This is a genomic window from Amycolatopsis samaneae, from assembly GCF_039541975.1.
GTDB lineage: Bacteria > Actinomycetota > Actinomycetes > Mycobacteriales > Pseudonocardiaceae > Amycolatopsis > Amycolatopsis samaneae.
Genome location: NZ_BAABHG010000014.1, coordinates 33,737 through 59,914, shown reverse-complemented (window position 1 = coordinate 59,914; position 26,178 = coordinate 33,737). Strand labels below are relative to the sequence as shown.

At 71.3% G+C, this 26,178-nt stretch carries 22 protein-coding genes and 1 pseudogene; 14 read left to right on the top strand and 9 right to left on the bottom strand.

From position 1 onward, the window contains the following. Positions 1-60 precede the first annotated feature (60 nt). Positions 61-2,466: a RelA/SpoT family protein gene (locus ABD987_RS32165; protein ID WP_345402650.1), complete on the top strand. Its 2,406-nt coding sequence runs from the start codon at positions 61-63 to the stop codon at positions 2,464-2,466. Positions 2,467-2,532: 66 nt separating this feature from the next. Then, a complete protein-coding gene (locus ABD987_RS32160; RefSeq protein WP_345402647.1) occupies positions 2,533-3,312 on the top strand; it encodes an enoyl-CoA hydratase-related protein in 780 nt (259 codons plus the stop codon). 4 nt (positions 3,313-3,316) lie between these two features. Here the strand turns inward: ABD987_RS32160 and ABD987_RS32155 are convergent, their stop codons facing one another. Both ABD987_RS32155 and ABD987_RS32150 read right to left on the bottom strand, forming a co-directional pair. Then, positions 3,317-3,973: a hypothetical protein gene (locus ABD987_RS32155; protein WP_345402644.1), complete on the bottom strand. Its 657-nt coding sequence runs from the start codon at positions 3,971-3,973 to the stop codon at positions 3,317-3,319. 145 nt (positions 3,974-4,118) lie between these two features. Continuing rightward, entirely contained in the window at positions 4,119-5,000 is an 882-nt protein-coding gene (locus ABD987_RS32150) for a peptidylprolyl isomerase (RefSeq protein WP_345402641.1), read from the bottom strand. Between the two features lie 189 nt (positions 5,001-5,189). Between ABD987_RS32150 and ABD987_RS32145 the strand changes: the two genes are divergently transcribed. Further along, on the top strand, positions 5,190-5,780 hold the full coding sequence (locus tag ABD987_RS32145) for an MBL fold metallo-hydrolase (protein WP_345402638.1): 591 nt from the start codon (positions 5,190-5,192) through the stop codon (positions 5,778-5,780). Then, a complete protein-coding gene (locus ABD987_RS32140; protein ID WP_345402635.1) occupies positions 5,777-6,445 on the top strand; it encodes a hypothetical protein in 669 nt (222 codons plus the stop codon). Before ABD987_RS32145 ends, ABD987_RS32140 begins: the two co-directional genes overlap by 4 nt. Here the strand turns inward: ABD987_RS32140 and ABD987_RS32135 are convergent. Both ABD987_RS32135 and ABD987_RS32130 read right to left on the bottom strand, forming a co-directional pair. Next, entirely contained in the window at positions 6,417-8,039 is a 1,623-nt protein-coding gene (locus ABD987_RS32135; RefSeq protein ID WP_345402632.1) for a YibE/F family protein, read from the bottom strand. The two genes, ABD987_RS32140 and ABD987_RS32135, sit on opposite strands and share 29 nt — an antisense overlap. A 43-nt stretch (positions 8,040-8,082) precedes the next feature. Beyond that, a complete protein-coding gene (locus ABD987_RS32130) occupies positions 8,083-9,060 on the bottom strand; it encodes a GlxA family transcriptional regulator (protein WP_345402629.1) in 978 nt (325 codons plus the stop codon). A 99-nt stretch (positions 9,061-9,159) separates the two neighbouring features. Between ABD987_RS32130 and ABD987_RS32125 the strand changes: the two genes are divergently transcribed. The 6 genes from ABD987_RS32125 (at position 9,160) to ABD987_RS32100 (ending at position 15,932) form a co-directional block, all read left to right on the top strand. Beyond that, a complete protein-coding gene (locus tag ABD987_RS32125) occupies positions 9,160-9,864 on the top strand; it encodes a DJ-1/PfpI family protein (RefSeq protein ID WP_345402626.1) in 705 nt (234 codons plus the stop codon). A 296-nt stretch (positions 9,865-10,160) separates the two neighbouring features. Beyond that, positions 10,161-13,043, top strand: coding sequence for an AfsR/SARP family transcriptional regulator (locus ABD987_RS32120; RefSeq protein WP_345402624.1), 2,883 nt, complete (start codon positions 10,161-10,163; stop codon positions 13,041-13,043). Between the two features lie 99 nt (positions 13,044-13,142). Beyond that, positions 13,143-13,631, top strand: a complete 489-nt coding sequence (locus ABD987_RS32115; protein WP_345402621.1) for a hypothetical protein — start codon at positions 13,143-13,145, stop codon at positions 13,629-13,631. A 111-nt stretch (positions 13,632-13,742) separates the two neighbouring features. Next, positions 13,743-14,687, top strand: a complete 945-nt coding sequence (gene ligD, locus ABD987_RS32110; RefSeq protein WP_345403271.1) for a non-homologous end-joining DNA ligase — start codon at positions 13,743-13,745, stop codon at positions 14,685-14,687. Beyond that, positions 14,684-15,568, top strand: coding sequence for a non-homologous end-joining DNA ligase (ligD, locus tag ABD987_RS32105; RefSeq protein WP_345402618.1), 885 nt, complete (start codon positions 14,684-14,686; stop codon positions 15,566-15,568). The genes ligD (ABD987_RS32110) and ligD (ABD987_RS32105) overlap by 4 nt, the downstream gene beginning before the upstream one ends. 64 nt (positions 15,569-15,632) lie before the next feature. After that, positions 15,633-15,932, top strand: a complete 300-nt coding sequence (locus ABD987_RS32100; protein ID WP_345402615.1) for a hypothetical protein — start codon at positions 15,633-15,635, stop codon at positions 15,930-15,932. A 23-nt stretch (positions 15,933-15,955) separates the two neighbouring features. Here the strand turns inward: ABD987_RS32100 and ABD987_RS32095 are convergent, their stop codons facing one another. The 4 genes from ABD987_RS32095 to ABD987_RS32080 all read right to left on the bottom strand — a co-directional run bounded on the left by ABD987_RS32095 (position 15,956) and on the right by ABD987_RS32080 (position 22,015). After that, a complete protein-coding gene (locus tag ABD987_RS32095) occupies positions 15,956-17,410 on the bottom strand; it encodes a DNA polymerase ligase N-terminal domain-containing protein (RefSeq protein WP_345402612.1) in 1,455 nt (484 codons plus the stop codon). Positions 17,411-17,557: 147 nt separating this feature from the next. Further along, the gene (locus tag ABD987_RS32090) at positions 17,558-19,573 is read right to left on the bottom strand and encodes an ABC transporter ATP-binding protein (RefSeq protein ID WP_345402609.1); all 2,016 of its coding nucleotides are present in this window, start codon (positions 19,571-19,573) and stop codon (positions 17,558-17,560) included. Next, positions 19,570-21,303 carry an ABC transporter ATP-binding protein gene (locus tag ABD987_RS32085; protein WP_345402606.1) on the bottom strand — a complete coding sequence of 578 codons (1,734 nt, stop codon included), beginning with the start codon at positions 21,301-21,303 and terminating at the stop codon, positions 19,570-19,572. The genes ABD987_RS32090 and ABD987_RS32085 overlap by 4 nt, the downstream gene beginning before the upstream one ends. Positions 21,304-21,349: 46 nt before the next feature. After that, positions 21,350-22,015 carry a TetR/AcrR family transcriptional regulator gene (locus ABD987_RS32080; RefSeq protein ID WP_345402603.1) on the bottom strand — a complete coding sequence of 222 codons (666 nt, stop codon included), beginning with the start codon at positions 22,013-22,015 and terminating at the stop codon, positions 21,350-21,352. A 203-nt stretch (positions 22,016-22,218) separates the two neighbouring features. Between ABD987_RS32080 and ku the strand changes: the two genes are divergently transcribed. From ku to ABD987_RS32060, 4 genes and pseudogenes are all read left to right on the top strand, one after another. Next, positions 22,219-23,118 carry a non-homologous end joining protein Ku gene (gene ku, locus ABD987_RS32075; RefSeq protein ID WP_345402600.1) on the top strand — a complete coding sequence of 300 codons (900 nt, stop codon included), beginning with the start codon at positions 22,219-22,221 and terminating at the stop codon, positions 23,116-23,118. Positions 23,119-23,345: 227 nt separating this feature from the next. After that, positions 23,346-23,588, top strand: coding sequence for a hypothetical protein (locus tag ABD987_RS32070; RefSeq protein ID WP_345403268.1), 243 nt, complete (start codon positions 23,346-23,348; stop codon positions 23,586-23,588). A 298-nt stretch (positions 23,589-23,886) separates the two neighbouring features. Continuing rightward, positions 23,887-24,228: a Cd(II)/Pb(II)-sensing metalloregulatory transcriptional regulator CmtR gene (gene cmtR / locus ABD987_RS32065; RefSeq protein WP_345402597.1), complete on the top strand. Its 342-nt coding sequence runs from the start codon at positions 23,887-23,889 to the stop codon at positions 24,226-24,228. Next, positions 24,228-24,491: pseudogene (locus ABD987_RS32060) on the top strand (cobalt transporter); the annotation flags it as partial. The gene cmtR and the pseudogene ABD987_RS32060, both read left to right, overlap by 1 nt. Positions 24,492-24,613: 122 nt before the next feature. Here ABD987_RS32060 and ahcY read toward each other — a convergent pair. Continuing rightward, on the bottom strand, positions 24,614-26,074 hold the full coding sequence (ahcY, locus tag ABD987_RS32055; RefSeq protein WP_345402594.1) for an adenosylhomocysteinase: 1,461 nt from the start codon (positions 26,072-26,074) through the stop codon (positions 24,614-24,616). Positions 26,075-26,178: the final 104 nt, after the last annotated feature.

Genomic DNA, 26,178 nt, shown 5'->3' with positions numbered 1-26,178 from the left:
CCCGGAGCGTAAGCGGTTACCCTTGGTGTTTCCAGGCCGCACGAGCAGCAGGAGGTGCGGGTGAGCCAAGAGCTCGACGCCGCGGTGGCAGCCAAGGCCGCGTCCGGGAAAGCCGTGTCTTCGAAGGGCACGGCCTCGAAGAACGCGGCCGCCAAGGACGGCGCCGAGCCACGGGGCGCGCAGGGGGGCCAGCCGAAGCAGAACGGCGCGGCACCCACCCCGTCGGCCACCCGGCGCGTGCGCGCGCGACTGGCCCGCCGGATCACCGCACAGCGCGCCGCGCCGGTCAAGCAGGTGCTCGAACCCCTCGCGGTCATTCACCGCGAGCTGCACCCGAACGCCGATCTGGCGCAGCTGCAGCACGCCTACGACGTCGCGGAGGAACTGCACCGGGACCAGCGGCGCAAGTCGGGCGACCCGTACATCACCCACCCCCTCGCCGTCGCGACCATCCTGGCCGAGCTGGGCATGGACACCACCACGCTGGTGGCCGCGCTGCTGCACGACACCGTCGAGGACACCGGGTACTCGCTGGAGGCGCTCAAGGCCGACTTCGGCGAGAAGGTCGGCGAACTCGTCGACGGCGTCACCAAGCTGGACAAGGTCAAGCTCGGCACCGCGGCCGAGGCCGAGACCATCCGCAAGATGGTCATCGCCATGGCCCGCGACCCCCGGGTGCTCGTCATCAAGCTGGCCGACCGGCTGCACAACATGCGCACGATGCGGTTCCTGCCGCCGGAGAAGCAGGCCCGCAAGGCCCGCGAGACGCTGGAAGTGCTGGCGCCGCTGGCCCACCGGCTCGGCATGGCCACGGTGAAGTGGGAGCTGGAGGACCTCGCCTTCGCCATCCTGCAGCCGAAGAAGTACGACGAGATCGTCCGGCTGGTCGCCGACCGGGCGCCCTCGCGCGACATCTACCTGCGCTCGGTGATCACCGAGCTGACCCAGAACCTCGTCGACGCGCGGATCACCGCGAAGGTCGAGGGCCGCCCCAAGCACTACTACTCGATCCACCAGAAGATGATCGTGCGCGGCCGCGATCTCGACGACATCCACGACCTGGTCGGGGTGCGCATCCTCGTCGAGGACGTCCGCGACTGCTACGCCGCGATGGGCGTGGTGCACGCGCTGTGGCAGCCGGTGCCCGGCCGGTTCAAGGACTACATCGCGCAGCCGAGGTTCGGTGTCTACCAGTCGCTGCACACCACGGTGATCGGCCCGGACGGCAAACCCCTCGAGGTACAGATCCGCACCTACGAGATGCACCGCACCGCCGAGTACGGCATCGCCGCGCACTGGCGGTACAAGGAAACCAAGGGCACGCACAACGGCAACGCGATGGACGTCGACGAGATGGCGTGGATGCGCCAGCTCCTCGACTGGCAGCGGGAGGCCGCCGACCCCGGCGACTTCCTCGAATCGCTGCGCTACGAGCTGGCCTCGCGCGAGATCTTCGTGTTCACGCCGAAGGGCGACGTGATCACGCTGCCGGTCGACTCGACGCCGGTCGACTTCGCCTACGCGGTGCACACCGAGGTCGGGCACCGCTGCATCGGCGCGCGGGTCAACGGCAGGCTCGTCGCGCTGGAACGCAAGCTGGAGAACGGTGAGGTCGTCGAGATCTTCACCTCGAAGGCGGAGAGCGCGGGCCCGAGCCGGGACTGGCTCCAGTTCGCGGGCTCGCCGAAGGCGCGGGCCAAGATCCGGCAGTGGTTCGCCAAGGAGCGTCGCGACGAGGCGATCGAGGCGGGCAAGGAATCCATCACCAAGGAGGTCCGCAAGGTCGGGCTGCCGATCCAGCGGCTGGTGTCGGCCGAGTCGATGGGCGCGGTGGCCACCGAGCTGCACCACCCGGACATCAGCTCGCTGTACGCGGCCGTGGGTGAGGGCCACACCAGCGCCAAGCACGTCGTGCAGCGCCTGGTCGCGCTGATCGGCGGTGTCGACGAGGCCGAGGACGAACTCGCCGAACGCGCGACGCCGTCCACGGTCACCCGGCGCCGCGGATCCAACGACGTCGGTGTCGTGGTCAAGGGCGCCAGCGACATCTGGACGAAGCTCGCGCGCTGCTGCACCCCGGTGCCGGGCGACGAGATCCTGGGCTTCGTCACGCGCGGCGGCGGTGTCAGCGTGCACCGGACCGACTGCACCAACGCCGACGACCTGCGGGCGCAGCCGGAGCGGCTGGTCGAGGTCGAATGGGCGCCGTCGGCGTCCTCGGTGTTCCTCGTCGCGATCCAGGTCGAGGCGCTGGACCGGCACCGGCTGCTCTCGGACATCACCAAGGTGCTGGCCGACGAGAAGGTCAACATCCTGTCGGCCTCGGTCACCACCTCCCGGGACCGGGTCGCGGTGAGCCGGTTCTCGTTCGAGATGGGCGACCCGAAGCATCTCGGGCACGTGCTCAAGGTCGTGCGCGGTGTGGAGGGCGTGTACGACGTCTATCGCGTGACCTCGGCGTCGTAGCCGGGGCGCCGGGGGACATTGCTCACAGCCGGTGATCCCCCGCGACGACCCGGTTAGGGTGCTTTCATGACCGACGGTTTCGAGTTCACGCGCGACGGCGAGGTCGCGCGGTTGACGTTCACCCGGCCGGCGAAGATGAACGCGATCACCTACGGCATGTGGTCGGCGATCCCGGAGGTCGTGGCCGAGGTCGAGGCGGACCCGGCGCTGAAGGTGCTCGTGCTCGCGGGCGCGGGGGAGCACTTCTCGGCGGGCGCGGACATCAGCGAGTTCGGGGAGCTGCGGACGACGGCCGAAGGGGCGGCCACCTACGACAAGGCGGTCGAGGGCGCGGTGGCCGCGCTGACGGCCCTGCGAAAGCCGTCGATCGCGATGATCCAGGGCAACTGCATCGGCGGTGGCTGCCAGGTTTCGGTGGCCTGTGACTTCCGGTTCGCCGCCGAGGGTTCCCGGTTCGGGATCACCCCGGCGAAGCTCGGGATCGTCTACCACTTCGACTCGACCCGTCAGCTGGTTTCGCTCGTCGGGCCGGCGCACGCGAAGTACTTCCTGCTGTCCGGGGAACTGATCGACGCCACCCGCGCGCGGGAGATCGGGCTGCTGAACGAGGTCTTCCCGGCGGACGGACTGGAGGCTTCGACGCTGCGGTTCGCCGGGACGCTGTGCTCGCGTTCGCAGGCCTCGGTGCGCGGGATGAACCGGATCATCGAGAAAATCGTTGCGGGGCAACAGGAATCCGACGCCGAGGTGGAGGAGATCCGGCTCGCCGCGCTGCACGGCGAGGACTACGCGGAGGGGGTCGCGGCCTTCCTGGACCGGCGGCCCCCGCGCTTCACGTACCGGTAGGCGATCAGTTTTCCAGGTAGGGCGAGAAATGCCCGGCCACGACGTCGGTGACGGCGTCGGGGTCCAGCGCGCCGTCGACCTCGATCACCCGGACGCCGTGCCGGCGCGCCGAACGGACGGCGTCGGCGGCGACCAGCCGGTCCCGCGCGACGCGGTTCCGTTGCGCGAGCACCGGATCGCTGACCCGCGTGGCGAGTGCGGACGCGCGCGGCAGCTGGCGGATCTGGTGCTGGCGGAACAGCTCGGTCGGCACCAGCACCACCATGCGGCCGGGGGAGTCCACCAGCGGGGCCACGAGTTCGGGCCGCAGTCCCCAGCCTTCGGCGATGATGGGGCGCGCCGAATCGAGCGCCCGCAGGTCGTCGAGCGCCCATTCGAACCGCTGCGGGAAACCGGCGAGGGTTTCGTGGGTCATGCGCTCGGGGGTGGTGTTCACCCAGACGGCCTCCGGGTCCGGGTCGGCGGCCGTCTGGTGCAGCCGGAACCGGTACGCGACGCGGCGATCGAGGTGACCGCGGGCGTCGTGGTAGTCGTAGTGATAAGCGGTGAGGCCGTAGCGTGTCGCCAGCAACCGGGCCACCGTCGACTTGCCCGACCACTGCGCGCCGCCGATCCAGAGTGCCTTGCTCAGCGTTCCGAACGGATCCGACGTCATCGTCATCAGACGACTATTGCCCGGTCCAGGGCCGAAAACCAGTCTTGTGTTCCGGACTGTCATCGGTTCGTCGCACCGCGTGGGTGCGTCGAACCGACGACGGCCCCGGCGCGTGCGCGCCGGGGCCGTCGGCCGGTGATCGGTGTTCCGCTCAGTTCGCGACGCTGACGCCGGTGAACTTCACCTGGAGCGCGGGAAGGCCGGTGCCGTCCGGGCTGCTGGCCTGCGACTCCGGCGTGATCCCGGCGCGGGCGACCTTGTCGAGCACCTTGAGACCTTCGTCGGAGATGCTGCCGAAGACCGTGTAGTCCGGTTGGAGCTGCGCGTCGCCGTAGACCATGAAGAACTGGCTGCCGCCCGAGTTCGGCTCGCGGGTCTTGGCCATCGCGAGCACGCCGCGGCCGTAGGTCAGCTGCGGGAAGTTCTCGTCCGGGATCGTGTACCCGGGGCCGCCCTGCCCGTCGTTCTGCGGGTCGCCCTTCGCGCCGGGGTCGCCGCACTGCAGCATCTGCAGGCCACTCGTGCCGAGGCGGTGGCACATCGTGTCGGTGTAGAAGTTCTGCTTGGCGAGGCTGAGGAAGCTGTTGACCGTGCACGGCGCGAGGTCACGGTCCAGCTTGACCGGGATGTCGCCCGCGGTGCTCTTCAGCGTCACGTCGACCGTGCCGGTCGAGGGGACGTTCTTGCCGTCGGGCACGGTCGCTTTCTTCGGCGTCTTGCCCTTGGCGTCCGCCTTGTAGTCACAGCTGACCGGGTTCGCCAGCGGCGTCGGCCGCTTCGGCATCGCCGCGCGCTGGGTCGGGATCTGGATGGGCGGTGTGGGCGCGGCGGAGCTCGACGGCGGGTTCGCCGCGTCGTTGCTGCTCCCGCTGCTGTTCACGATCCACACCACGGCACCCGCCACGATGAGGACGACACCGCCGACCACCCCGACGCCCACGATCTTCCGGCGCTTCGCCCGCTCCGCACGGCGTACGAGCTGTCGCTCGAGTTTGCGCTTCGCAGCTTCGCGGCGCTGCTGGTTGGTCGCCACCGGAGGCCCTCCAGGTTTCCGCTCGGTGTCACACGTATGGGTCACCCGCCGCCTCGACGGCGCGAAGCCGCCGCAGTGGGTAGCGGCAGTGTATGGGCACAGCCTGTGAGGCCGGTGTACAGGGGCGGCTAGTCTTCTCCTGATCGTGAGCGGCGTCGCCCGGACGCCGGTGGGGACAGGAGGCGTTTCGTGCTCGTAGTCGGGTTCGGGACCGGCCCGCTGCAGGCGAACTGCTACCTGCTCGCCGGTGCCGCCGGCGGGGACTGCGTGCTCGTCGACCCGGGCCAGGAGGCGGCCGGGCGCGTGGCCGACGCGCTGGCCGAGCACCGGCTGACGCCGGTCGCGATGCTCGCGACGCACGGCCACGCCGACCACGTCGGCTCCGCCGCGGACCTGACGGCCGCGTACGGGATCCCGCTGCGGCTGCATCCCGCCGACGCGGAGGGCCACGACGGTGAGAGCGTGCCGTTGACGGAAGGCACACACGCCTTCGCCGGGCTGGACATCACGGTCGGCCACGCGCCCGGTCACACGGCCGGGTCGGTGGTACTCGGGCTCGCCACCCCCGAGGGCGGCAGGCTCGTGCTGACCGGGGACACCCTGTTCGCCGGATCGGTCGGGCGGACCGACGGAACCGGCGCCGAACTGGAGAAATCGTTGCGCACCTTGCTGTTGCCCCTGCCCGACGAAACCGTGGTGCTGCCCGGCCACGGCCCGGCGACGACGATCGGCCGGGAGCGCGCGGCCAATCCGTTCCTGAGCGCGACGGGCGTGGCATGAGCGACGAGAACGAGCACCCGGCGGCGGAACCTGCCGCGCCGGAACGGCTGCCGCTCTTTCACGACGAGACGCGGGCCCGACGCCGTCGCGGCTGTTCCGGTCTGGTCGGGGTGGTGCTCGTCGCCGCCGCGTTCGGCGGGATCGCGGGCCTGATCGGTGGCCGGATCACCGGGCTCGTCGTCGCCGGGGTGATCGCGCTGCCGCTGGTGTACCTGATGGCGTACAACCTGCGCCGCCGCGTCTGGCTCGAAGGCACCACGCTGCTGGTGCGCACGTGGGGCGTCCGGCGCGTGGACCTGGTCGGAGCGGAGCGGCTCGACCTGGTGATCGGCGACGTCCGCGGGACCAGGACGGTGAGCCTGCTCGTCAACGCGGGACAGCGCGGCAAGGTCGCGAAGGTGGACCTGGCGGTGTTCTCCGGCGCGGGCGGGCGGGAGCTGGGCGTGCTCCAGCTGCGCAGGCTCGCGAACGCGCTGCTGAACAACACCGAGGCGAACGGGCTCGTCTTCTCCGAGCTGCTGGTCGCCGAGCTCAGGTCGGAGGCCCGGGGCGACGCGGTCGCCGACCGCCCGCTCTACCGGCTGGCTTCCGCGGCGCCCTCCGGGAAGTACGTGCAGCGGTTCACCATGGAGGCGGTCAGCCGGTTCGTGGCGACTCTGGACTGACCGGCCGTTCGTCCTTCGGGGCCGGCTCGCGTCGCCGGGGTGACCGCGCGGGAACACCGAGCTGCCCGGCCGGTTCCCGCGACGCGATGAGCGCGGCCAGCAGCGTCGTGACCGGCACGGCCGCGACGATCCCGACGCTGCCGGCGAGGGTCCGGATGATCTCCGCGGCGATGTTCTCGCTCCCCAGCAGCGCGCCGAGCCCGACACCGGAGAGGGACGCGGTCAGCAGCACCGGCAGCGCGGCCCCGGCGTAGGCCATGACCAGGGTGTTGACCGCGGAACCGACGTGGTCGCGGCCGATCCGCAGTCCGGACCGGTACAGCTCGCGCCAGCTCAGCGCGGGGTTGGCGCGCCGCAGCTCCCAGACCGCGCTGGTCTGGGTGACGGTGACGTCGTCGAGCACGCCGAGCGCGCCGATGACGACGCCGGCGAGCAGCAGGCCGCGCGCGTCGATGCCGTGCCCGAGGGAGCCGATCAGGCTCGCGGTGTCCTCGTCGAGCCCGGTCAGCGACGCGGCGGCGGAGAAGATCGCCGAAAGGACACCGATCAGCGCGAGGCTGACGAGCGTGCCGAGCACCGCGGCCGAGGTTCTCGCGGACAGCCCGTGGGTCAGGTAGAGCGCGATGAACATGATCGCGCCCGCGCCCGCGATCGCCACCAGCAACGGGTTCTCCCCGGCCAGGATCGCGGGCAGGATGAACACCGCGATCACCACGAAACTCAGCACCAGCGCGCCGAGCGCCGCCAGCCCCTGCCAGCGGCCGAGCACGAGGACCGCGACGGCGAACAGCGCGGCCAGCACGAGCAGCGGTGTCCCGCGCTGGAAGTCGACGATCTGGAACGAGGCCGGATCGGCGACGTCGCCGCCGTTGTAGGCGAGGACGATGTCGTCGCCGGCGGCGAACCGGGGTGTGCTGGGCTCGATCGGGACGGTCAGCCGCAGCGTCCTGCCCGCGCCGGGACCGTCGGTCATCTTCAGCTCGGCGGTGAGGCACGGCTTGCCGTCGGCGGGGGGCTGGGTGCCGACCTGGACCTGACCCTGGGCGAGACACGGGCCGGAGACGGTCCCGGCGATCGACGCCTTCACCGGCGCCCCCTGCTGGACGACGCTCTTGGGCGCGGCCTTTCCCCACGGGTAGAGCACGATCATGCCCACGACGGTCGCCAGCGCGAGCGGGGTCAGCAGCCAGATCAGCAGCAGGCGGACGCGGCGGGACGCCGGGGCGGCGGGGCCGTGCCCGTGGCTGTGACCGTGCCCGTGGCTGTGACCGTGCCCGTGGCTGTGACCGTGCCCGTGGCCGACCGCGGGCTCGGCGGTGGACTTGGTGGTGGGCTTGGCCTCGGGCTTGGGGGTGGCCTTCGGCGCGGGCCGGGCGGGCGGCTTCCGGCGCGGCGCGGCGGCGCGGGCACGGGGTGTCTCGCCGGTGTCCGTGGCGTCCGCGCGACGGCGCGCGCCCTCGGGCGGCGTGCGGCGGGCCGGGTTCCCGGCGGCACGGGACGTTCCGGGCGCGCGCCGGGGTGCCGAAGGGGACGGATCGTCCGAGACCCGGCGAATCGGGCCCGTGTCGTCCTCGGAATTGTCTCGGCGCTCCACGAGGCACATCCTGCACAGCGCGCCCCGGGAGGCGGCAGCGGGGTCAGGCGGGCGACTGGCGGAGGTGGACGCGGCGGTAGGCCGAGGGCGGGGTGTCGAAGTGGTCGAGGAACGCCTGGCGCAGCGTCTCGGTCGAACCGAATCCGCAGCGGCGGGCGATCGCGGTGAGCGGGAGTTCGGTGCAGGAGAGCAGCCGGGCCGCCTGCTCGGTGCGTACCGTGCGCACGTACCGGCTCGGCGAGGTGCCCAGATGCGCGTCGAAGAGCCGGGCCAGCTGGCGGGCGCTGATGCCCGCGCGCTGGGCCAGCGCGACGGTGCCCAGATCCTCGGCGAGGTGCTCGCCGATGTAGGCGGTCAGGTCGCGGACCTGGCGGTGCTCGGGCGGCGGCCCGGACAGGAACATGCTGACCTGGGCCTGGTTTCCCGGCCGTTGCAGGTAGGTGACGAGCGCGCGGGCGGTTTCGCGGGCCAGGCTCGGCCCGTTGTCCTCTTCGACGAACGACAGGGTGAGGTCGAGCCCGCTGGTGACCCCGGCCGAGGTGTAGACGTTGCCATGGCGGACATACAGCGGCACCGGGTCGACCGTCACCTGGGGGAAGCGTTCGGCGAGCCGGTTCGCGTAGCCCCAGTGGGTGGTGGCGCGGCGCCCGTTGAGCAGCCCGGCCGCGGCGAGCACGGTGGATCCGGTGCAGACCGAGGCGATCCGGCGGCTGTGCCGGGACAGCCGCCGGAGGTGCCCGAGGATCCGCGCGTCCCCTGCCGCGTCCTCGTGCCCGAAACCGCCGGAGACGATCAGCGTGTCGAGCTCGCCGGTGACCTGGTCGAGCCGGGACTGGGCGCGCAGTGTGAGCCCGCACGAGGCCTCGACGTCCCGACCGTCCACAGTGGCCAGACAGATCTCGTACCCCGGCCGCGCGCCGAGCCGGTTCGCGGCGTGGAGCACGTCGGCGGGGCAGGCGATGTCGAGGAGTTCGGCGTCCGGATAACCGATGATCACGACACGTCTGGGTGAACCCGGCATACTCCGCACGGTAACAGCCGGAGCTGGCGGTCAGACATGGTTCGCAGGATTCCGGACATCCTCCCGGCACGCGGCGCGGGCCGCTGCCACGGTGGCGGCATGACCGACGAACAGAGGACCTTCGCCTTCGTGGTGTACCCCGGGTTCACCGTGCTCGACCTGGTCGGCCCGCTCCAGGTGCTCTCGGCGCTGGCGAACACGGACCAGCGCTACCGGGTGGTGGTCGTGGGGGAGACGCTCGACGGGCTCGGCACGGACACGCCCCTGGGGGTCTCGCCGAGTCACACCTTCGCCGACGTGCCCGCGCCGTACGCGCTGCTCGTGCCGGGTGGCGGCGTGCCGACGATGCGCGCGCTGTCGCACGAGCCGCTGCTGGCCTACCTGCGTTCCGCCGCGGCGGGTGCCGAACTGGTGACCTCGGTGTGCACCGGTTCGCTGCTGCTCGGGGCGGCGGGGCTGCTTGAGGGCAGGCCGGCGACGACGCACTGGATGTTCCGCGATGTGCTGCGCGCGTTCGGCGCCGAGCCGGTGGCGCGGCGGTGGGTCGAGGACGGCCCGGTCATCACGGCGGCGGGCGTGTCGGCGGGGATCGACCTCGCGCTGCACATCGTCGAACGGCTCGCGGGCACCGAGGCGGCCAGGAACGTCCAGTTCGGCGTCGAGTACGACCCGCAGCCGCCGCTCGGGCCGCTGGACTGGTCGAATCCGCCCTTCGGCCCGCTCAGGCCGCTCCGTGAGCAGGTGCTGGGGGAGGGCCTCGCGGACAATCCGGAGCTGCTGGAGAAGCTGCTCGCCCACGCCTAGATCCCCGTGGCCGAACGCCCGAATGTGGCATTGGGTGCTCCGCTCCTTGCCCCCACCGCCACCCTCAACGGAGACGCTCCGCGTCCAGGCCCTGATTCCACGCAGCGAATGTGGCGTTCGGTGCGTTGGACGCACCGAACGCCACATTGGGGCGCTTGAGGGGCCCGGCCCACCGAACGGAGGCGGCCAACCGGGTGAGGTCCGCGCGAGCGGGACCGCGGCACCCGCCCGGCGGCTAGATTCGCCCCTGTTTGTGCGATGCGATCGCACGTGACCGGACGCAGGTGGGGGCGTCAGTGCGGTTCCAGATCCTCGGCCCGTTGGCGGCTTCCGTGCCGCTCCCGTCCGCGCCCCAGCCCCGCAGGCTGCTGGCGGTGCTGCTGGCCCGGCCGAACGAGTTCGTCTCCCGCGACACCCTCGTCGACGAGCTGTGGCCGTCCGGCGCGCCGTCGAGCGCGGCCGCGGTCGTGCAGGTGACGGTGTCCAAGCTGCGCAAGACGGTCTCGCCGGGGCAGCCGGTCGACGGTGCCGGGCAGCGGCTGCGGTCCGGCCCGCGCGGGTACGCGCTCACCCTCGCCGACGGCGAACTCGACGCCGACGAGTTCCGCGTGCTGGCGGACGCGGCGGCCACCGCGGGGGACCGGGTGGAGCGGCGGCGGTTGTTCGAGCGGGCGCTGGCCTGCTGGCGGGGCGGGGCACTGGCCGACGTCGCCGGTGGGCCGCTGGTCGAGGCGCACAAACTGTGGCTGGAGGACCGGCGCCGGTCCGTGCTGCTCCAGCTGGTCGAGCTGGAGCTGGCCGACGGGGACGGGGCGGCGGTCGTGGCGCGGCTGGAGCCGGTGCTGGCCGCGCGGCCCGCCGACGAACGGGTCGCCGCGCGGCTGGCCTGCGCGCTCGGCGCGCTGGGCAGGCGGGACGCGGCGCTGGAGGTCCTGCGACGGGCCCGGCGCGCGGTGTGGGACGAGGCGGGGGTGCACCCCGGAGACGAGCTGCGGTCGGTGTACCGCCGGATCGCGGGCACCGAGTGGACCGCGGGCGGCGTGCCCGCGCAGCTGCCCCCGGACCTCCCGGACTTCGTGGGCCGGACGGCGGAACTGGCGGCGCTGGAGAGGGCGTTGCGCGGGCGGGCGCCGGTCGTCGTGCACGGCCCGGCGGGATCGGGGAAGAGCGCGCTCGCGGTGCGGGCGGCCTGGCGGGCGCGCGAGCGGTTCCCCGACGGCCAGCTCGTGGCCACCCTCCGCGGGGTGACCGGTGATCCGGTGCGGGTGCTCACCGGATTCCTCCGCGCGCTCGGCGCCGCCCCGGCCGAACTGCCCGCCGACTTCGCCGGGCTGGTGGCCACGTGGCGGGGGATGACCGCGGACCGGCGGCTGCTCGTGCTGCTGGAGGACGTCACCGCCGAGCGCCGGATCCGCCCGCTGCTGCCCGCCGGGCCCGGGTGCGCCACCGTGATCACCTCCCGGCGGGCCCTGCCCGCGCTGGCCGGGGCACGGGCGTTCGCCGTGCCCGAGATGTCCACAGTGGACGCCGAGGAGCTGTTCGGGGCGATCGCGGGCCGGGACCGGCGGCGGGCCGAACCAGCCGCGGTCGCGGAGGTGCTGCGGCGGTGCGCCGGTCTCGCCCTCGCCGTGCGGATCGCCGCGGCGCGGCTCGTCGGCAGGCCGCGGCTGCGGGTCGCCGAGCTGGCCGCCCGCCTCGCCGACGAACGCCGCGGGCTCGACGAACTCGTCGTGGGTGACCTCAGCGTCCGGGCGGCCGTGGAGTCGGCGCTGGGCGAGCGGACCGCCGCCGAACGGGACGCGCTGGCCCGGCTCGCCGCGTTCGGCGGCCCGGTCCAGGACTGGTGCGCGGCCGCGCTGCTGGGGCGCCCGCTGCCGGAGGTCAGGGACCTGCTCGACACCCTCGCCGACGGGCACCTGCTGAGCCAGGGCCCGGCGCACCGCGTGCCCGGTTTCGTCCGGCTGGTCCTGCTGACCGGGCATCCCCGGCCCCGGCTCGACCCGGTGCGGCTGCGGCGTGCGCTGGACGAGATCCTCGCCAGGACGCGCGGCGCCGGGCCCGGCCCGGACACCGAGCAGCTCGCCGCCGCCGTGCGCCTCGCGTCCCGCCACGGCTGGCCGGAGCTGACCGGGCGGCTCGCCGACGCGTGCGCCGCGCGGGCGGAGACGCCGTGGCTCGGCCGTTCCGCGTGGGCGGTCTCGGTGCGCGGCCTCGTGGCGGCCCGGCGCCGGGGAGACCACCGTGCCGAGGCGGGGAGGCTGTTCACCCTCGGCTCCGTGTACGCGCAGGGCGGGCGCTGGCGGCAGGCCCGCACCTACTACGGCATGGCCGAGTCCCGGTTCCGCGCGCTCGGCGACCGGGAACAGACCGGGGCGGTGCTGAGCGCGCTCGCCGACATCGACGTCGACACCGGCCGCGCGGAGGCGGCCGCCGACGGGCTGCGTGAGGCGCTCGACCTGTTCCGCGACTGCGCGGCGCATCGGCGGCAGGCGGTCACGGCCGCCCAGCTCGGCTCGCTGCTGGAAGATCTCGGCGACGTGCGCCGCGCGGTCGAGAGCTTCGAGGCGAGCCTGCTGCTCGCGCGGCACAGCGGCGACGAACGCGCGCTGGACCAGGTGACCAAGCGCTACGCCGACGTCCTGCGCCGTCGCGGGCACCCGGACCGGGCCGCGGACCTGCTCGGCGAGGCGCTCGGCGGAGCGGTCCGGACCGGGCAGCGGCACTGGGAGGCCCACGTCCTGCGGAGCATGGGGGACCTGCACACCGAGGCGGGGCAGTGGCGTGCCGGGGAGCGATGCCTGACGCGGTCGTTGACGTTGTTCGACCACATCGGACACCGGCACGCGGCCGCCTACACCCACCGCAGCCTCGCCGAGGCCAGGAGACGGGCCGGGGACCACGCCGGGACGCGAGCGCACCTGCGGGCCGCGATGGACGTCTTCCGCGACGTCGGCGACCGGCGGGGCGCCGGGTACGCCCTGATCAGCCTCGGCCGGTCCCACGCCGAGACCGGCGCCGCGGCCGACGCCCAGCGTGTCCTGCACCGCGCGGCGGACCTCTTCGCGCTCCTGGGTTTCCCGCTGTGGGAGCTACGGGCCCTGCGCGAGCTGAACGCCGTCGCCCGCGACTCGCCCGCGTCCGCGCGGGCTCGTGAAGTCCTGACGAGAATCCCGTCCTGACGGGCCCGCCGGGGCACCGGGGACCGCGGGCGTTTGGCGAAGTTATGGCGTGACCGTTTTGGCTGCCGTTGTCGGACCATTCCCCGAGGAAGGCACGTCATGCGGCTCTCACCCATGCTGCCCCGAGCGGCCTTCGGGCTGACCGTGGCGGCCGCGGCGATGCTGTTCGCCACGATCGGCACGGCGTCGGCGGCCACGAAACTGACCCAGGCGCAGGCGGCGGCGAAACTGAACGCGGCGGGTGTCACCCACTCGTCGAGCGGCAACTGCACCACCCGGACCAACGCTAAGTGCACCTCCTACGAGCAGATCAACGCAGGCACCGTCGACGGCGTGCTCACGCTCAAGCGCGCGAGCGGCTGCGGCGTCAACATCACCGGCGGCACCGAGGTCGGCCACGCCGCGGGCACCTACAGTCACTACAACGGCTACAAGGTGGACCTGTCGCACAACAGCTGTCTCGACGGCTACGTCAAACGGAGCTTCACCTACATCGGCAAGCGCGGCGACGGCTATCCGCAGTGGAAGGCGGCCTCCGGCAACCTCTACTGCGACGAGGGAAACCACTGGGACATCACCTACTTCTAGCGCGCCGGGCCGGGCGCTGTCCGGATGAGGGCACCGGACAGCGCCCGGCCCGGTGGATCTTCATCCGGCGCGGGCGCGGTGGCGCCGGGTACCCTGCTGGCTGTGACGGACCTGGCCCGGCCGGGATGGCGGGAACCCATGCTGGCCACCCTCACCGAGCGGCGTTTCTCGGACCCGGACTGGGTCTTCGAGCGCAAGCTCGACGGCGTGCGCGCGCTCTGCGTGCGCGACGGCGGCGAGGTCCGGCTGTGGTCCCGCGCGCGCAAGCCGATGGACGGGGCCTACCCCGAGATCGCGGACGCGCTGGCCGAGCGCGGAGGCGAGCGGTTCGTCGTGGACGGTGAGATCGTCGCGTTCGACGGTCACCGCACGAGCTTCGCCGCGTTGCAGCCGCGGATGCACCTCGCCGATCCCGCGCGGGCCCGGCGCAGCGGCGTCAAGGTGTACTTCTACGCGTTCGATCTGCTGCACTTCGGCGGCATCGACGCGGACGGCCTGCCGTTGCGCCAGCGCAAGCGGCTGCTGCGCGACGCGTTCGACTTCGGCGATCCGCTGCGGTACGCGGCGCACCGCAACGGCGACGGCGAGCGGTTCTACGCCGAGGCCTGCGCCAAGGGCTGGGAGGGTGTCATCGCCAAACGCGCCGACGCGCCCTACACACCCGGCCGGACGGCGGACTGGCTGAAGTTCAAGTGCGTTCGCGAGCAGGAGTTCGTGGTCGGCGGGTTCACCGATCCCCAGGGGACGAGGTCCGGGTTCGGCGCGTTGCTGCTGGGGTATCACGACAACGGGGCGCTGCGGTACGCGGGCAAGGTCGGCACCGGCTTCGACGAGGAGACGCTGCGCGCACTGCTCGACCGGCTGACCCCGCTGGAGCAGCGGGCCTCGCCGTTCGACGGTGTGGTACGCGAACGCGGCAGTCACTGGGTGCGTCCGGAACTGGTGATCCAGGCCGGATTCGCCGAATGGACGCCGGAGGGCAAGCTCCGGCACGCGCGGTTCGCCGGGATCCGCGACGACAAGGCGGCGGCCGACGTGGTGCGGGAGGGCCGGTGAACCCGGACGAGGTGCGGACGTCCAATCCGGACAAGGTCTTCTACCCCGAGCAGGGCCTGACCAAGGGCGACGTCGTCGCGCACTACCGCACCGTCGCCGAGGTGATGGTCCCGCACCTGCGCGGCCGGCCGCTGACACTGCGCCGCTATCCGCACGGCATCCACGGGGAGACCTGGTTCCAGAAGGAGGCCGGCTCGTACTTCCCGGACTGGCTGCGGGTCGAGCCGATCCCGCAACGGGATTCGGCCACCGTGCGGCACGTGATCTGCGACGACGCCGCGTCGCTGGTGTACCTGGCCAACCAGGCCGCGGTGGAGTACCACATCTGGACGTCCACAGTGGACGCGCTGGAGAAGCCGGACCTGGTCGTGATCGACATCGACCCGCCCGAGGACACCGACGTCCGCGACCTGCGGGACGTCGCGAGGCTGATCCGGCAGGTGTACACCGCCGTCGGGCTCACCGCGTACCTGCAGGCCACCGGCGGCCGGGGTTTCCACGTCGTGGCGCCGGTCGAACCGACCGCGAGCCACGCCGTCGTACGGCGGGTGGCGGCGAAGGCCGCGGAGCTGCTGGTGCGTGTCGATCCCGAGCGGCTGACGGTGGCCCAGCGCCGGGACCGGCGCGGCGGCCGGATCTTCCTCGACACCAACCGCAACGGCTACGCGCAGACGTTCATCGCGCCCTACTCGCTGCGCGCGCGGCCCGCCGCCGGGGTCGCCACCCCGCTCGGCTGGCACGAACTGGGCAAGGCCGAGCCGGACGGCTGGACGCCGGAGCGGATCAAACGGCGCCTGGCCCGCAAGGCCGATCCCTGGCATGACCTCGCCGAGCACGCGGCATCGGCGGAGCAGGCCCTGGAACAGCTCAAGCAGTACTGAATCCGCGCCGCGCCGTGCGAAAAAGGGATGGCGTGCCGAATCTCGGGCAGGCCATGATTTCCGCATGGGCGAGACAGGCGGTTGGATCCGTGAGGAGAACCTGGCCAAGGTGATGGCGTACCTCGCCGGGCTGGTGGACTACGACTGGGACGATTTCGACGCCGACGCACTGGACGCCGGGATCCCGCCGACCGACGCGGATCTGCCGACGGACACATGGTTCGAGTATCCGGTCGTAGGTATGCCGGCTCTCAGCCTCCGGATCGCCCGCGAACAGGGAGCGGGACTCCTCAGCATGTACATCACCGGTGATTTCGACTCTGTGCTCGCGGCCCGTTTCGAGACACTGCTTGATCTCCACTGACCTGCGGTGTATCGGACGGGTGCTCAGTCGGGTTCGACGTCCTCGGGCGCGGCGTCTTCGAGCAGGCCGCGCCAGCGGGGCGCGGCCAGGCAGCCGCCCGAGGTCCACTCGCGGTAGACCACCTCGCCGACGAGCACCGGGCGCACCCAGTGCGCGTTCTCGGCCTGCCGAGCCGGCACCTCGTGGAACGGCGAAGTCTTGCGGGACAGGCGGTTCAGCCTGCGGGACAGCGTCTCCAGCTCCGCGCCGGAGAAGCCGACACCGACGTTCCCGACGTAGCGCAGCGCGTCGGCCTCGGGCACACCGAGCAGCAGCGAGCCGAAGGTCCCGCTGCGGCGCCCGCCCCCGGGCCGCCAGCCACCGAGCACGACTCGCTGCACGTGCGGGTCGGCGATGGTGAGCCAGTCGCCGGTGCTGCGGCCGGGCCGGTACGGGCTGTCCGCGCGCTTGGCGAGGATCCCGGCGAGGCCGTGCTCGTGGCAGGCGCGCGCGACGGCGCCGCCGTCGCCGAGGTAGTGCTGGGGCACCTGCCAGAACGGGCCGGTCAGGCCGAGGCCGCCGAGCAGTTCCCGGCGTTCGGTGTAGGGCAGGTCGAGACAGGAGCGACCGTCCACATGCAACAGATCGTAGGCGAGGAAGAAGGCGGGGTAACGGTCTTTGAGCCGTTTCGCCGCGGCCGGATCGGCCTGGCTGCGGTGCCGGAGGCCCTCCGCGCTCGGCCTGCCGTCGTCGAACGCCACGATCTCGCCGTCCAGCAGCGCCTCGGTGGAACCCAGCTGCTCGCCGAGCCCGCGCAGCTCCGGATAGCGGGCGGTGACGTCCGCGCCGGACTCGTCGTACGCGGTGACCCGGCCGCCGGTCACCCGCAGCATCGTGCGCTGTCCGGACCAGGCGAACTCGTAGGCCCAGTCGGTGTCCTCGGCCACCGTCGGGAGACGGCCCGGCTTCGCGGCCATCGGCGCGAGGAACCTCGGCGTCTCCGCGCGGCCGGGTTCGGCCGGGTCCAGTCGTTTGAGCACCCAGTCCCGTTCGGACTCCGGATCGTGCCGGTTGACGAAGACGTACTTGCCGCGTGCCTTCGCGCCATGGAAGACGACTTCCACCTTGTGGTCGTTCCAGTGCAGCGTCTCGTACCGCCCGCGGTCCCAGATGGTCATCCGCCCGCCGCCGTACTCGCCGGCCGGGATCTCGCCCTCGAAATCGGCGTACTCCATCGGGTGATCCTCGGTGTGCACCGCGAGCCGGGTGACCTCCGGCGACATCGGCAGGCCCTTCGGGACCGCCCACGACACGAGCACACCACCGCGCTCCAGCCTGACGTCCCAGTGCAGCCTGCGCGCGTGGTGCTCCTGGATCACGAACAGGTCGCCGGTACCGGGATCGACCCGCTCGGGCCACGGTTCACGGGTGCGCCGGGGATCGCGCTTGCGCCGGTACTCGCCGAGTTGTTCCGCCATCTCCGGCCGTGGCACCCCCATCCCCGTTCGTTGTTTCCAGCGTATCCCTTCGGCCCTGCAACAAAACCTCCGTACGGGGGTCGGGCTTTCGGAGAGGCCCGAAGCGCCGTCAAGGCCATCTTGCGGGCGTCGGACGCCCGCAAGATGGCCTTGACGGCAGGCCCGCTCTCAGTCCGCTTCGGCCAGTGCCTCGGCGAACTGGGCGGCGTAGAGGCGAGCGTAGGCACCGCCGGCGCGCAGCAGGGTTTCGTGGTCGCCCTGTTCCACGATCCGGCCCGACTCCATCACCAGGATGACGTCGGCGTCCCGGATCGTGGACAGCCGGTGCGCGATGACGAAGCTCGTGCGGCCCTCCCGCAGCGAGTTCATCGCCCGCTGGATGAGCACCTCGGTGCGGGTGTCGACCGAACTCGTCGCCTCGTCGAGGATGAGGATCGCCGGCTTCGCCAGGAACGCCCGCGCCACCGTGATGAGCTGCTTCTCACCCGCGCTGACGCTGCCGCCCTCGTCGTCGACCACCGTGTCGTAGCCCTCGGGCAGGGTCCGCACGAACCGGTCGACGTGCGTCGCCTTGGCGGCCTCGACGATCTCCTCACGGGTCGGGTTGTCGGCGCCGTAGGCGATGTTCTCCGCGATCGTGCCGCCGAACAGCCACGCGTCCTGCAGCACCATGCCGGTCTTGTCGCGCAGTTCCTCCCGGTCCATCTCCGCGATGTCCACGCCGTCGAGGGTGATCCGGCCGCTGTCGATTTCGTAGAACCGCATGAGCAGGTTGACCAGCGTGGTCTTGCCCGCGCCGGTCGGGCCGACGATCGCGACGGTATGCCCGGGTTCGACGCTCAGCGAGAGGTTCTCGATGAGGGGGGTGTCCGCCAGGTACCGGAAGGAGACGTCCTGGAACTCGACCCTGCCCCGCACGAGGCCCGGCCGCGCCGGCTCGGCGGGTTCCGGTTCCTGCTCCTCGGCGTCCAGCAGCGCGAACACCCGTTCCGCCGAGGCGACCCCGGACTGCAGCAGGTTCGCCATGCTCGCGATCTGCGTGACCGGCTGGCTGAACTGCCGCGAGTACTGGACGAACGCCTGCACGTCCCCGAGCGACAGGCCACCCGAGGCGACCCGCAGCGCGCCGATCACCGCCACCAGCACGTAGTTCAGGTTGCCGATGAACATCATCGCGGGCTGGATCGTCCCGGAGATGAACTGCGCCTTGAAACTCGAGGCGAACAGCGAGTCGTTGTGCTCGACGAAAGTCCGCTGCGCCTGCTCGCGGCGGCCGAACACCTTCACCAGCGAATGCCCGGTGTACATCTCCTCGATGTGCGCGTTGAGGCGCCCGGTGGTGGCCCACTGCTGGATGAACTGGGGCTGGGCCCGCTTCCCGATCTTCGTCGCCACGTACACCGACGCCGGAACGGTCAGCAGCGCGACCACCGCGAGCAGCGGCGAAATGAGGAACATCATCACCAGCACGCCGAGCACCGTCAGCACCGAAGTCACGATCTGCGCGAGCGTCTGCTGCAGCGACTGCGCGAGGTTGTCGATGTCGTTGGTGACGCGGCTGAGCACCTCGCCCCTCGGCTGGCGGTCGAAGTACTTCAACGGCAGCCGCGCGAACTTGTGTTCCACCTGCTCGCGCAGGTCGAACACCGCGCGCTGCACCAGCGTCGTGGTCAGGCGCGCCTGGACCAGCGAGAAGAACGACGCGATGACGAACAGGCCCAGCACGATCAGCAGGACCTGGCCGACCTTGGTGAAGTCGATGCCCATACCGGGCACCAGGTCGACGCCGCCGAGCATGTCGGCCCGGGTGGTCTCGCCCCTGGCACGCAGCCCGGCGATCACGGCCTCCTTGCTCTGCCCGGGGGACATGCCCTGGCCCAGTACCCCGGCGAAGATCAGGTCGGTGGCCCTGCCGAGCACCTTCGGCCCGATCACGGTCATCGCGACGCTCAGCACGCCGAACGCGAGGACCCCGAGCAGCGCCGTGCGCTGCGGCTGCAGCAGGCGCAGCAGCCGGGCCAGGGAACCGCGGAAGTCCAGCGCCTTCTCCGGCGGCATGCCACCGGACATGAATCTGCCCGGCCCGCTCTGGCTGGGCCCGGTCCCCGGCGCGCTCCCGTGCCTGCGCGCGGCGGCCGGCCGCTCGCCCGCGTCGGTGGTCTCCGTGGAGTCGGTGGTGCTCACGCCGCCTCCTGTTCCGTCAGCTGCGAAAGCACGATCTCGCGATAGGTTTCGTTGCTGTCCATGAGTTCGTGGTGGGTTCCGGTGCCGACGACCCGGCCCTCGTCGAGCACGACGATGCGGTCCGCGCTCCGGATCGTGCTGACCCGCTGCGCGACGATGACGACGGTGGCGTCCGCGGTCTCGGCGGCCAGCGCCCGGCGCAGCGCGGCGTCGGTGGCGTAGTCGAGCGCCGAGAACGAGTCGTCGAAGAGGTAGATCTCGGGCTTGTGCACCAGCATCCTGGCGATCGCCAGCCGCTGGCGCTGACCGCCGGAGACGTTGGTGCCGCCCTGGGCGATCGGGGTGTCCAGTCCTTCCGGCTTCTGCTCGACGAAGTCCTTGGCCTGCGCCACTTCCAGCGCGTGCCAGAGCTGTTCGTCGGTCGCGTCCGGATCGCCGTACCGCAGGTTGCTCGCGATCGTGCCCGCGAACAGGTACGGCTTCTGCGGGACGAGCCCCACCACCGACGAGAGCACCGCCGGATCGAGGTCGCGGACGTCGACGCCGTCGACCTTCACCGTGCCCGAGGTGGCGTCCATCAGCCGGGGGATCAGGTTCAGCAGCGTCGTCTTCCCGGTACCGGTGCTGCCGATCACCGCGGTCGTCTCACCGGGACGGCCGATCAGCGTGATGTCGCTCAGCACCGGCTTCTCCGCGCCGGGGTAGCGGAACCCGACGCCGGTCAGTTCCAGGTGGCCGTGCACGGCACCGGGCCTGATCGGCGTCGGCGGCACGAGCACGCTCGGCTCGGTGTCGAGCACCTCGGTGATCCGCTCCGCGCTGACCTCCGCGCGCGGCACCAGCATGAACATGAAGGTGGCCATGATGACCGCCGTCAGGATCTGCATCAGGTAGGACAGGAACGCGGTCAGCGCGCCGACTCCCATGTGCCCCGAGTCGATGCGCAGCCCGCCGAACCACAGCACGGCGACGCTGGAAACGTTCATCACCAGCATCACGATCGGGAAGATGAGCGCCATGAGCCTGCCGACCCGCAGCGACACGGCGAGCAGATCGGCGTTGGCCCTGCCGAAGCGCTCGCGCTCGTGGGTGTCGCGGACGAACGCGCGGATCACCCGCACGCCCATGATCTGCTCGCGCAGAACCTGGTTGATCCGGTCCAGCCGCTCCTGCATGAGCCGGAAGGCGGGGCGCATCTTCGCCACGATGATGGTCACCGCGATACCCAGCACCGGGACGATGACCAGCAGCAGCGAGGACAGCGGGAGGTCCTGGTTGAGCGCCATGATGATGCCGCCGACGCACATGATCGGCGCGGACGCCATCAGGGTCAGCGTCATCAGCGCCAGCATCTGCACCTGCTGGACGTCGTTGGTGGTGCGGGTGATCAGCGACGGCGTGCCGAAGTGGCCGACCTCGCGGGCGGAGAAGTCCTGCACGCGGTGGAAGACTGCGGACCGGATGTCGCGGCCGAGCGCCATCGCGGTGCGCGCGCCGAAGTAGACCGCGCCCAGCGAGCACGCGATCTGCGCGAGCGAGACCAGCAGCATCACGCCGCCGACACCCAGGATGTAGCCGATGTCCCCGTGGACAACGCCCTTGTCGATGATGTCGGCGTTGAGCGTGGGCAGATAGAGCCCGGCCAGTGTCTGGATGAGCTGAAGCAGCACGACCAGCCACAGCGCGCCCCGGTACGGGCGCATGTGACGGCGCAGGAGCTTGATCAGCACAACGGTGACTCCCCCCAATGGTGGTGTTCTTGTCGTTCGGGTCGTTCTACGAGGGTGGTGCGGTGGTGGCTTCCCGATCGGTGGTGGGACGACCGGAGCCGGTGGTGAGCGTGGGAAAACCCGCGGCCAGTTCCCGGAGCAGCCGGGTCAGCGTCGGCAGGAACACCTGGTGGTCGGAGGTGAACCATTCGACGAAGGCGAGCCGGACCGCGCTTTCCACCGCCCCGGCCATCAGCCGCGCGTAGAGCACGTCCTCGTCGCCGGCTTCGGCCCGTTCGATGATGGCCTCGGCGAGGAGGCGTTCGACCGTGTGGTGTGCCTTGAGGAACTCTCCCCGCAGGGCGGCGTGCCCCATCAGCGCGCGGACCCGGGAAACATAGGCCCGATCGGGCTCACCGTCACGCGAATATTGCTCGAGCACCGCGCCGGTGACGGCCTCCCACAGCGACTCGCCCGTGGGACGGGCCAGCAGCGCGTCGCGGACCCGGTGCTGGCGTTCGACGACGAACTCGCAGACCGCCTCCTCCTTGCAGGAGAAGTAGTTGTTGAAGGTGCGCGGGGAGACGCCCACCTCGGCCGCGATGTCCTCGACCTTCACCTGGTCCAGGCCCCGTTCCACGGTCAGGCGCAGCGCCGCCTCGCTCAGCGCGCGGCGGGCCGCCTGTTTCTTGCGTTCACGCAGACCGGGCCGCGTCGGGGATTCGGGTGGCACGAGACGAGCGTAGTCAAAAGTTGCGTGGCGCGCAAAAATCTGCGCGACACGCACGAATCGGGCAGGCTTTCGGGTGACCCCTCGGGCGCGGACCGCACGGCGGGAGAAGGCGCCGCGGGTGGTGAGACTGTCGCGGGTGGGCGTTTCGGGTTACGGTTGTTACGTAGCGTGAGTACGGGTTCGGCGATCGGCGGAGGTGCGGCATGCGGGCGATGTGGAAGGGCTCCGTGTCGTTCGGGCTGGTCAGCATCCCGATCCAGCTGTACGCGGCTACCGAGAACAAGAACGTCTCCCTGCGGCAGGTGCACGAGGCCGACGGCGGGCGGATCCAGTACAAGCGGTTCTGCACGGTGGACGGGCAGGAGGTGCCCTACGCGGAGATCGCCAAGGGCTACGAGCTGCCCGACGGCGAGATGGTGGTGCTCACCGACGCCGAGATGGCCGAGCTGCCCCTGCCCACCCAGCGCATGATCGACGTGCTCGAGTTCGTGCCGATGGAGTCCATCGACCCGATCCAGTTCGACAAGACCTACTACCTGGAACCGCAGAAGAACGCGGTCAAGCCCTACGTCGTGCTGCGGGACGCGCTGCAGAAGGCGAGCCACGTGGCGATCGCGAAGGTCGCCGTCCGGCAGCGGGAGAGCCTCGCCGTGCTCCGCGTGCACGACGACGTCCTGGTGATGACCACGATGCTGTGGCCGGACGAGGTCCGCGTCCCGGACTTCCCGTTCCTGCACGAGGATCTCCCGCAGGTGCGCGCGCAGGAGATCACCATGGCGGGCTCGCTCATCGATTCGCTGTCGGAACCGGTGTTCGAGGCGGAGAAGTACTCGGACAGCTACCGCGAAGCGCTCGAATCGATGATCGAGGCGAAGGCCGCGGGGAACGAGACCGCGAAACCCGGTCCGGTCGCGGCGAAGGCCGACGTGGTCGACCTGATGTCCGCCCTGCAGGCGAGTGTGAACGCGGCGAAGAAGTCCCGGAAGCCCGCCACCACGCGCAAACCCGCCGCGCGCAAGGCGTCGGGCAAGGGTGACGCGGAGCCGAAGGCCGCGAAGAAGCCCGCGACGCCGCGCGCCCGGCGGTCGCCCAAGAGCGCCTGAGTACCGGGTTCCGGCGAGGAATCCCGAAGGCGCGGCGCTGACCTGGGTGTTCACCGGGAGTGCCGGACCGGTCACCACGACACGCCGCGGGTATGCCAGACTCTGGCCTCCCCGGGTGGTACCAAGGATCCGTCGGATCGGACGGGACACCACGGGTGGCGCGCGGGCGCGGCCCGGCGCGCATCGGCGCGGGTGTCCCCGTGAGACGAGAAAGGCGGAACGGCATCATGGACTGCGCGGCCTGCACCGCCAGGATCGACCACTGTCACGGCACTTTGGTCGTGCACCCGGACGGCGGCTTCGCCGACTGCACGGACGAGGCCTGTCACGACGACGATCGCGTACGCCACGCCCTGATCGTCGACTGCCAGACGATCGACGCGGCCTGTGGCTGTGTCCTCGACGACGGCACCCTCGACCGGGACGCACCCGGACGGCGCGCGGAAGTCGCGCTGCAGCAAGCTTCCTGAGTCTTCCGGCGCCGAGGGCGGAGTGTCCCTTGTGGTCCTTCGAGACCGAATTCCTTACCCGATCGTGTACTGTGCCGGTCGTTTCTCCTTCGCCTGCGGTCGCGGTCGAATGACTTCGTGGCAACGGTTACGTGCCGCGCACGGGGCGGCCTGCTGGTGGCTGGATGAGCAAAGCCGCGTGTACACCGCCTCGGCGATGTGCTACCACTAACGGGGTCCTTCGGCTCTCCCTCCCCCTCGGGGCCGGAGGACCCTTTTCTTTGTTCGACCGGTCAGCCGCTGCTGTATTGTTCAGTCCATGGTGACCTGGGAGACCAGTGAGGCCGCGCTGACCCGCGTCGGCCGCGCACTGGCCGATCCGACCCGGTGCCGCATTCTCGCCGCGCTGCTGGACGGGCCCCGCTATCCCGGTGGGCTGGCCGCCGAACTGGGGCTGGGGCGGTCGAACGTCTCGAACCACCTGTCCTGCCTGCGCGGCTGCGGGCTCGTGGTGGCGAGCTACGAGGGCCGTTCGGTGCGGTACGAGCTCGCCGACCCGCATCTGGCCCGCGCGCTCCGCGAACTCGTCCAGGTGGTGCTCGCGGTCGAGCCCGGCGACGACTGTGCCGCGGAGGACCGCGTCGTGGGGAGCGGGGCGTGATACCGGCGCCGGCCGGGGGCTGCCGGGACGGCTGCTGCGCGGGAGAACCACCCGGGATCGCGGCGGACCGCAGGGCGGTGCTGGTCCGCCGTATCCGCCTGCTCGTGGCGGCGACGATCGGCTACAACGTGGTCGAGGCGGTCGTCGCGCTGATCGCCGGATCGCGGGTGTTGCCGCTGCTCTCGGCCGCGCAACGACGTGCCGGGCGCGAGCTCGGTTCGGCCAGCGCGGTCGCCGATGCCCGCCAGACCCTGCTCTGCACCTAACCCGGCGGTCCGTGAATGCCACATGGAGGGACTCAGAGTCCTTCAATGTGGCATTCACGGACCTCGCCTCCGGGCCGTGGGGATTTCCGTTGCCGCGCACCGGAAATCCCCGCTCCGGCTCAGTACCGGTAGTGCTCCAGCTTGTACGGGCCCTCGACGTCGACGCCGATGTAGTCGGCCTGCTCCTTGGTGAGCTTGGTCAGCCGCACGCCGAGCGCGTCCAGGTGCAGCCGCGCGACCTTCTCGTCGAGCTGCTTCGGCAGCCGGTGCACCTCGGTGGCGTACTGGCCCGGCTTGCCGAACAGCTCGATCTGCGCGATCGCCTGGTTGGTGAAGGAGTTCGACATCACGAACGACGGGTGACCGGTGGCGTTGCCGAGGTTCATCAGCCTGCCTTCGGACAGCACGATGATCGCGTGGCCGTCGGAGAACCGCCACTCGTGCACCTGCGGCTTGATCTCCGTCTTGGTGATGCCGGGGATCTTCGCCAGCCCCGCCATGTCGATCTCGTTGTCGAAGTGCCCGACGTTGGCGACGATCGCGTTGTGCTTCATCCTGGCCAGCTGGTCGGCCATGATGATGTTGAAGTTGCCGGTGGTGGTGATGAAGATGTCACCGCGTTCGAGGACGTCGTCCAGCTCGACGACGTCGAGGCCGTCCATGGACGCCTGGAGCGCGCAGATCGGGTCGATCTCGGTGACCGCGACGCGCGCGCCCTGGCCGCGCAGCGCCTCCACCGCGCCCTTGCCGACGTCGCCGTACCCGCAGACGACGACCTGCTTGCCGCCGATCATCACGTCGGTGGCGCGGTTGAGGCCGTCGACGAGCGAGTGCCGGATCCCGTACTTGTTGTCGAACTTGGACTTCGTGACCGAGTCGTTGACGTTCATCGCGGGGAACAGCAGCTCGCCGTCGCGCGCCAGCTTGTAGAGCCGCTTGACGCCGTTGGTGGTTTCCTCGGTGACACCGCGGATGTCGGTGGCCATGCGGGTGAACCGCTGCCCGTCGGCGGCCAGGCTCTCGGCCAGCGTGCGGAGGATGATCCGGTACTCCTCGGGCTCGTCGTCGGCCGCCAGGGGGACCGCGCCCGCCGCCTCGAACTCGACTCCCTTGTGGACCAGCAGGGTCGCGTCGCCGCCGTCGTCGAGGATCATGTTCGGCGTTTTCCCGCCGGGGAAACGGAAAAGCTGGTCGGTGCACCACCAGTACTCGTCGAGGGTCTCGCCCTTCCATGCGAACACCGACGTCCCTTGTGGACGCTCGACGGTGCCCTCCGGCCCGACGACGACGGCCGCGGCGGCCTCGTCCTGGGTGGAGAAGATGTTGCACGAAACCCACCGGACCTCGGCTCCGAGCGCCACCAGCGTCTCGATCAGCACGGCGGTCTGCACGGTCATGTGCAGCGAGCCCGCGACGCGGGCGCCCTTGAGCGGCTGCGCGGCGGCGTACTCCGCGCGGATGGCCATCAGGCCGGGCATTTCGTGCTCGGCGAGCCGCAGCTGGATCCGGCCGGCCTCGGCCAGCCCCAGGTCCGCGACGGCGAAGTCGATTCCGTTGATCTCCCGCAGTTTCTCGCTCATCTCTCGCTCTCTTCTCGGCCGGAATCCGGGCAGGACGGAACAGGGCATCTCCGCGCAGGTGCGGAAACGCCCGCTCAGGAGGCGGGGTCAGTGTTTTCGCGATC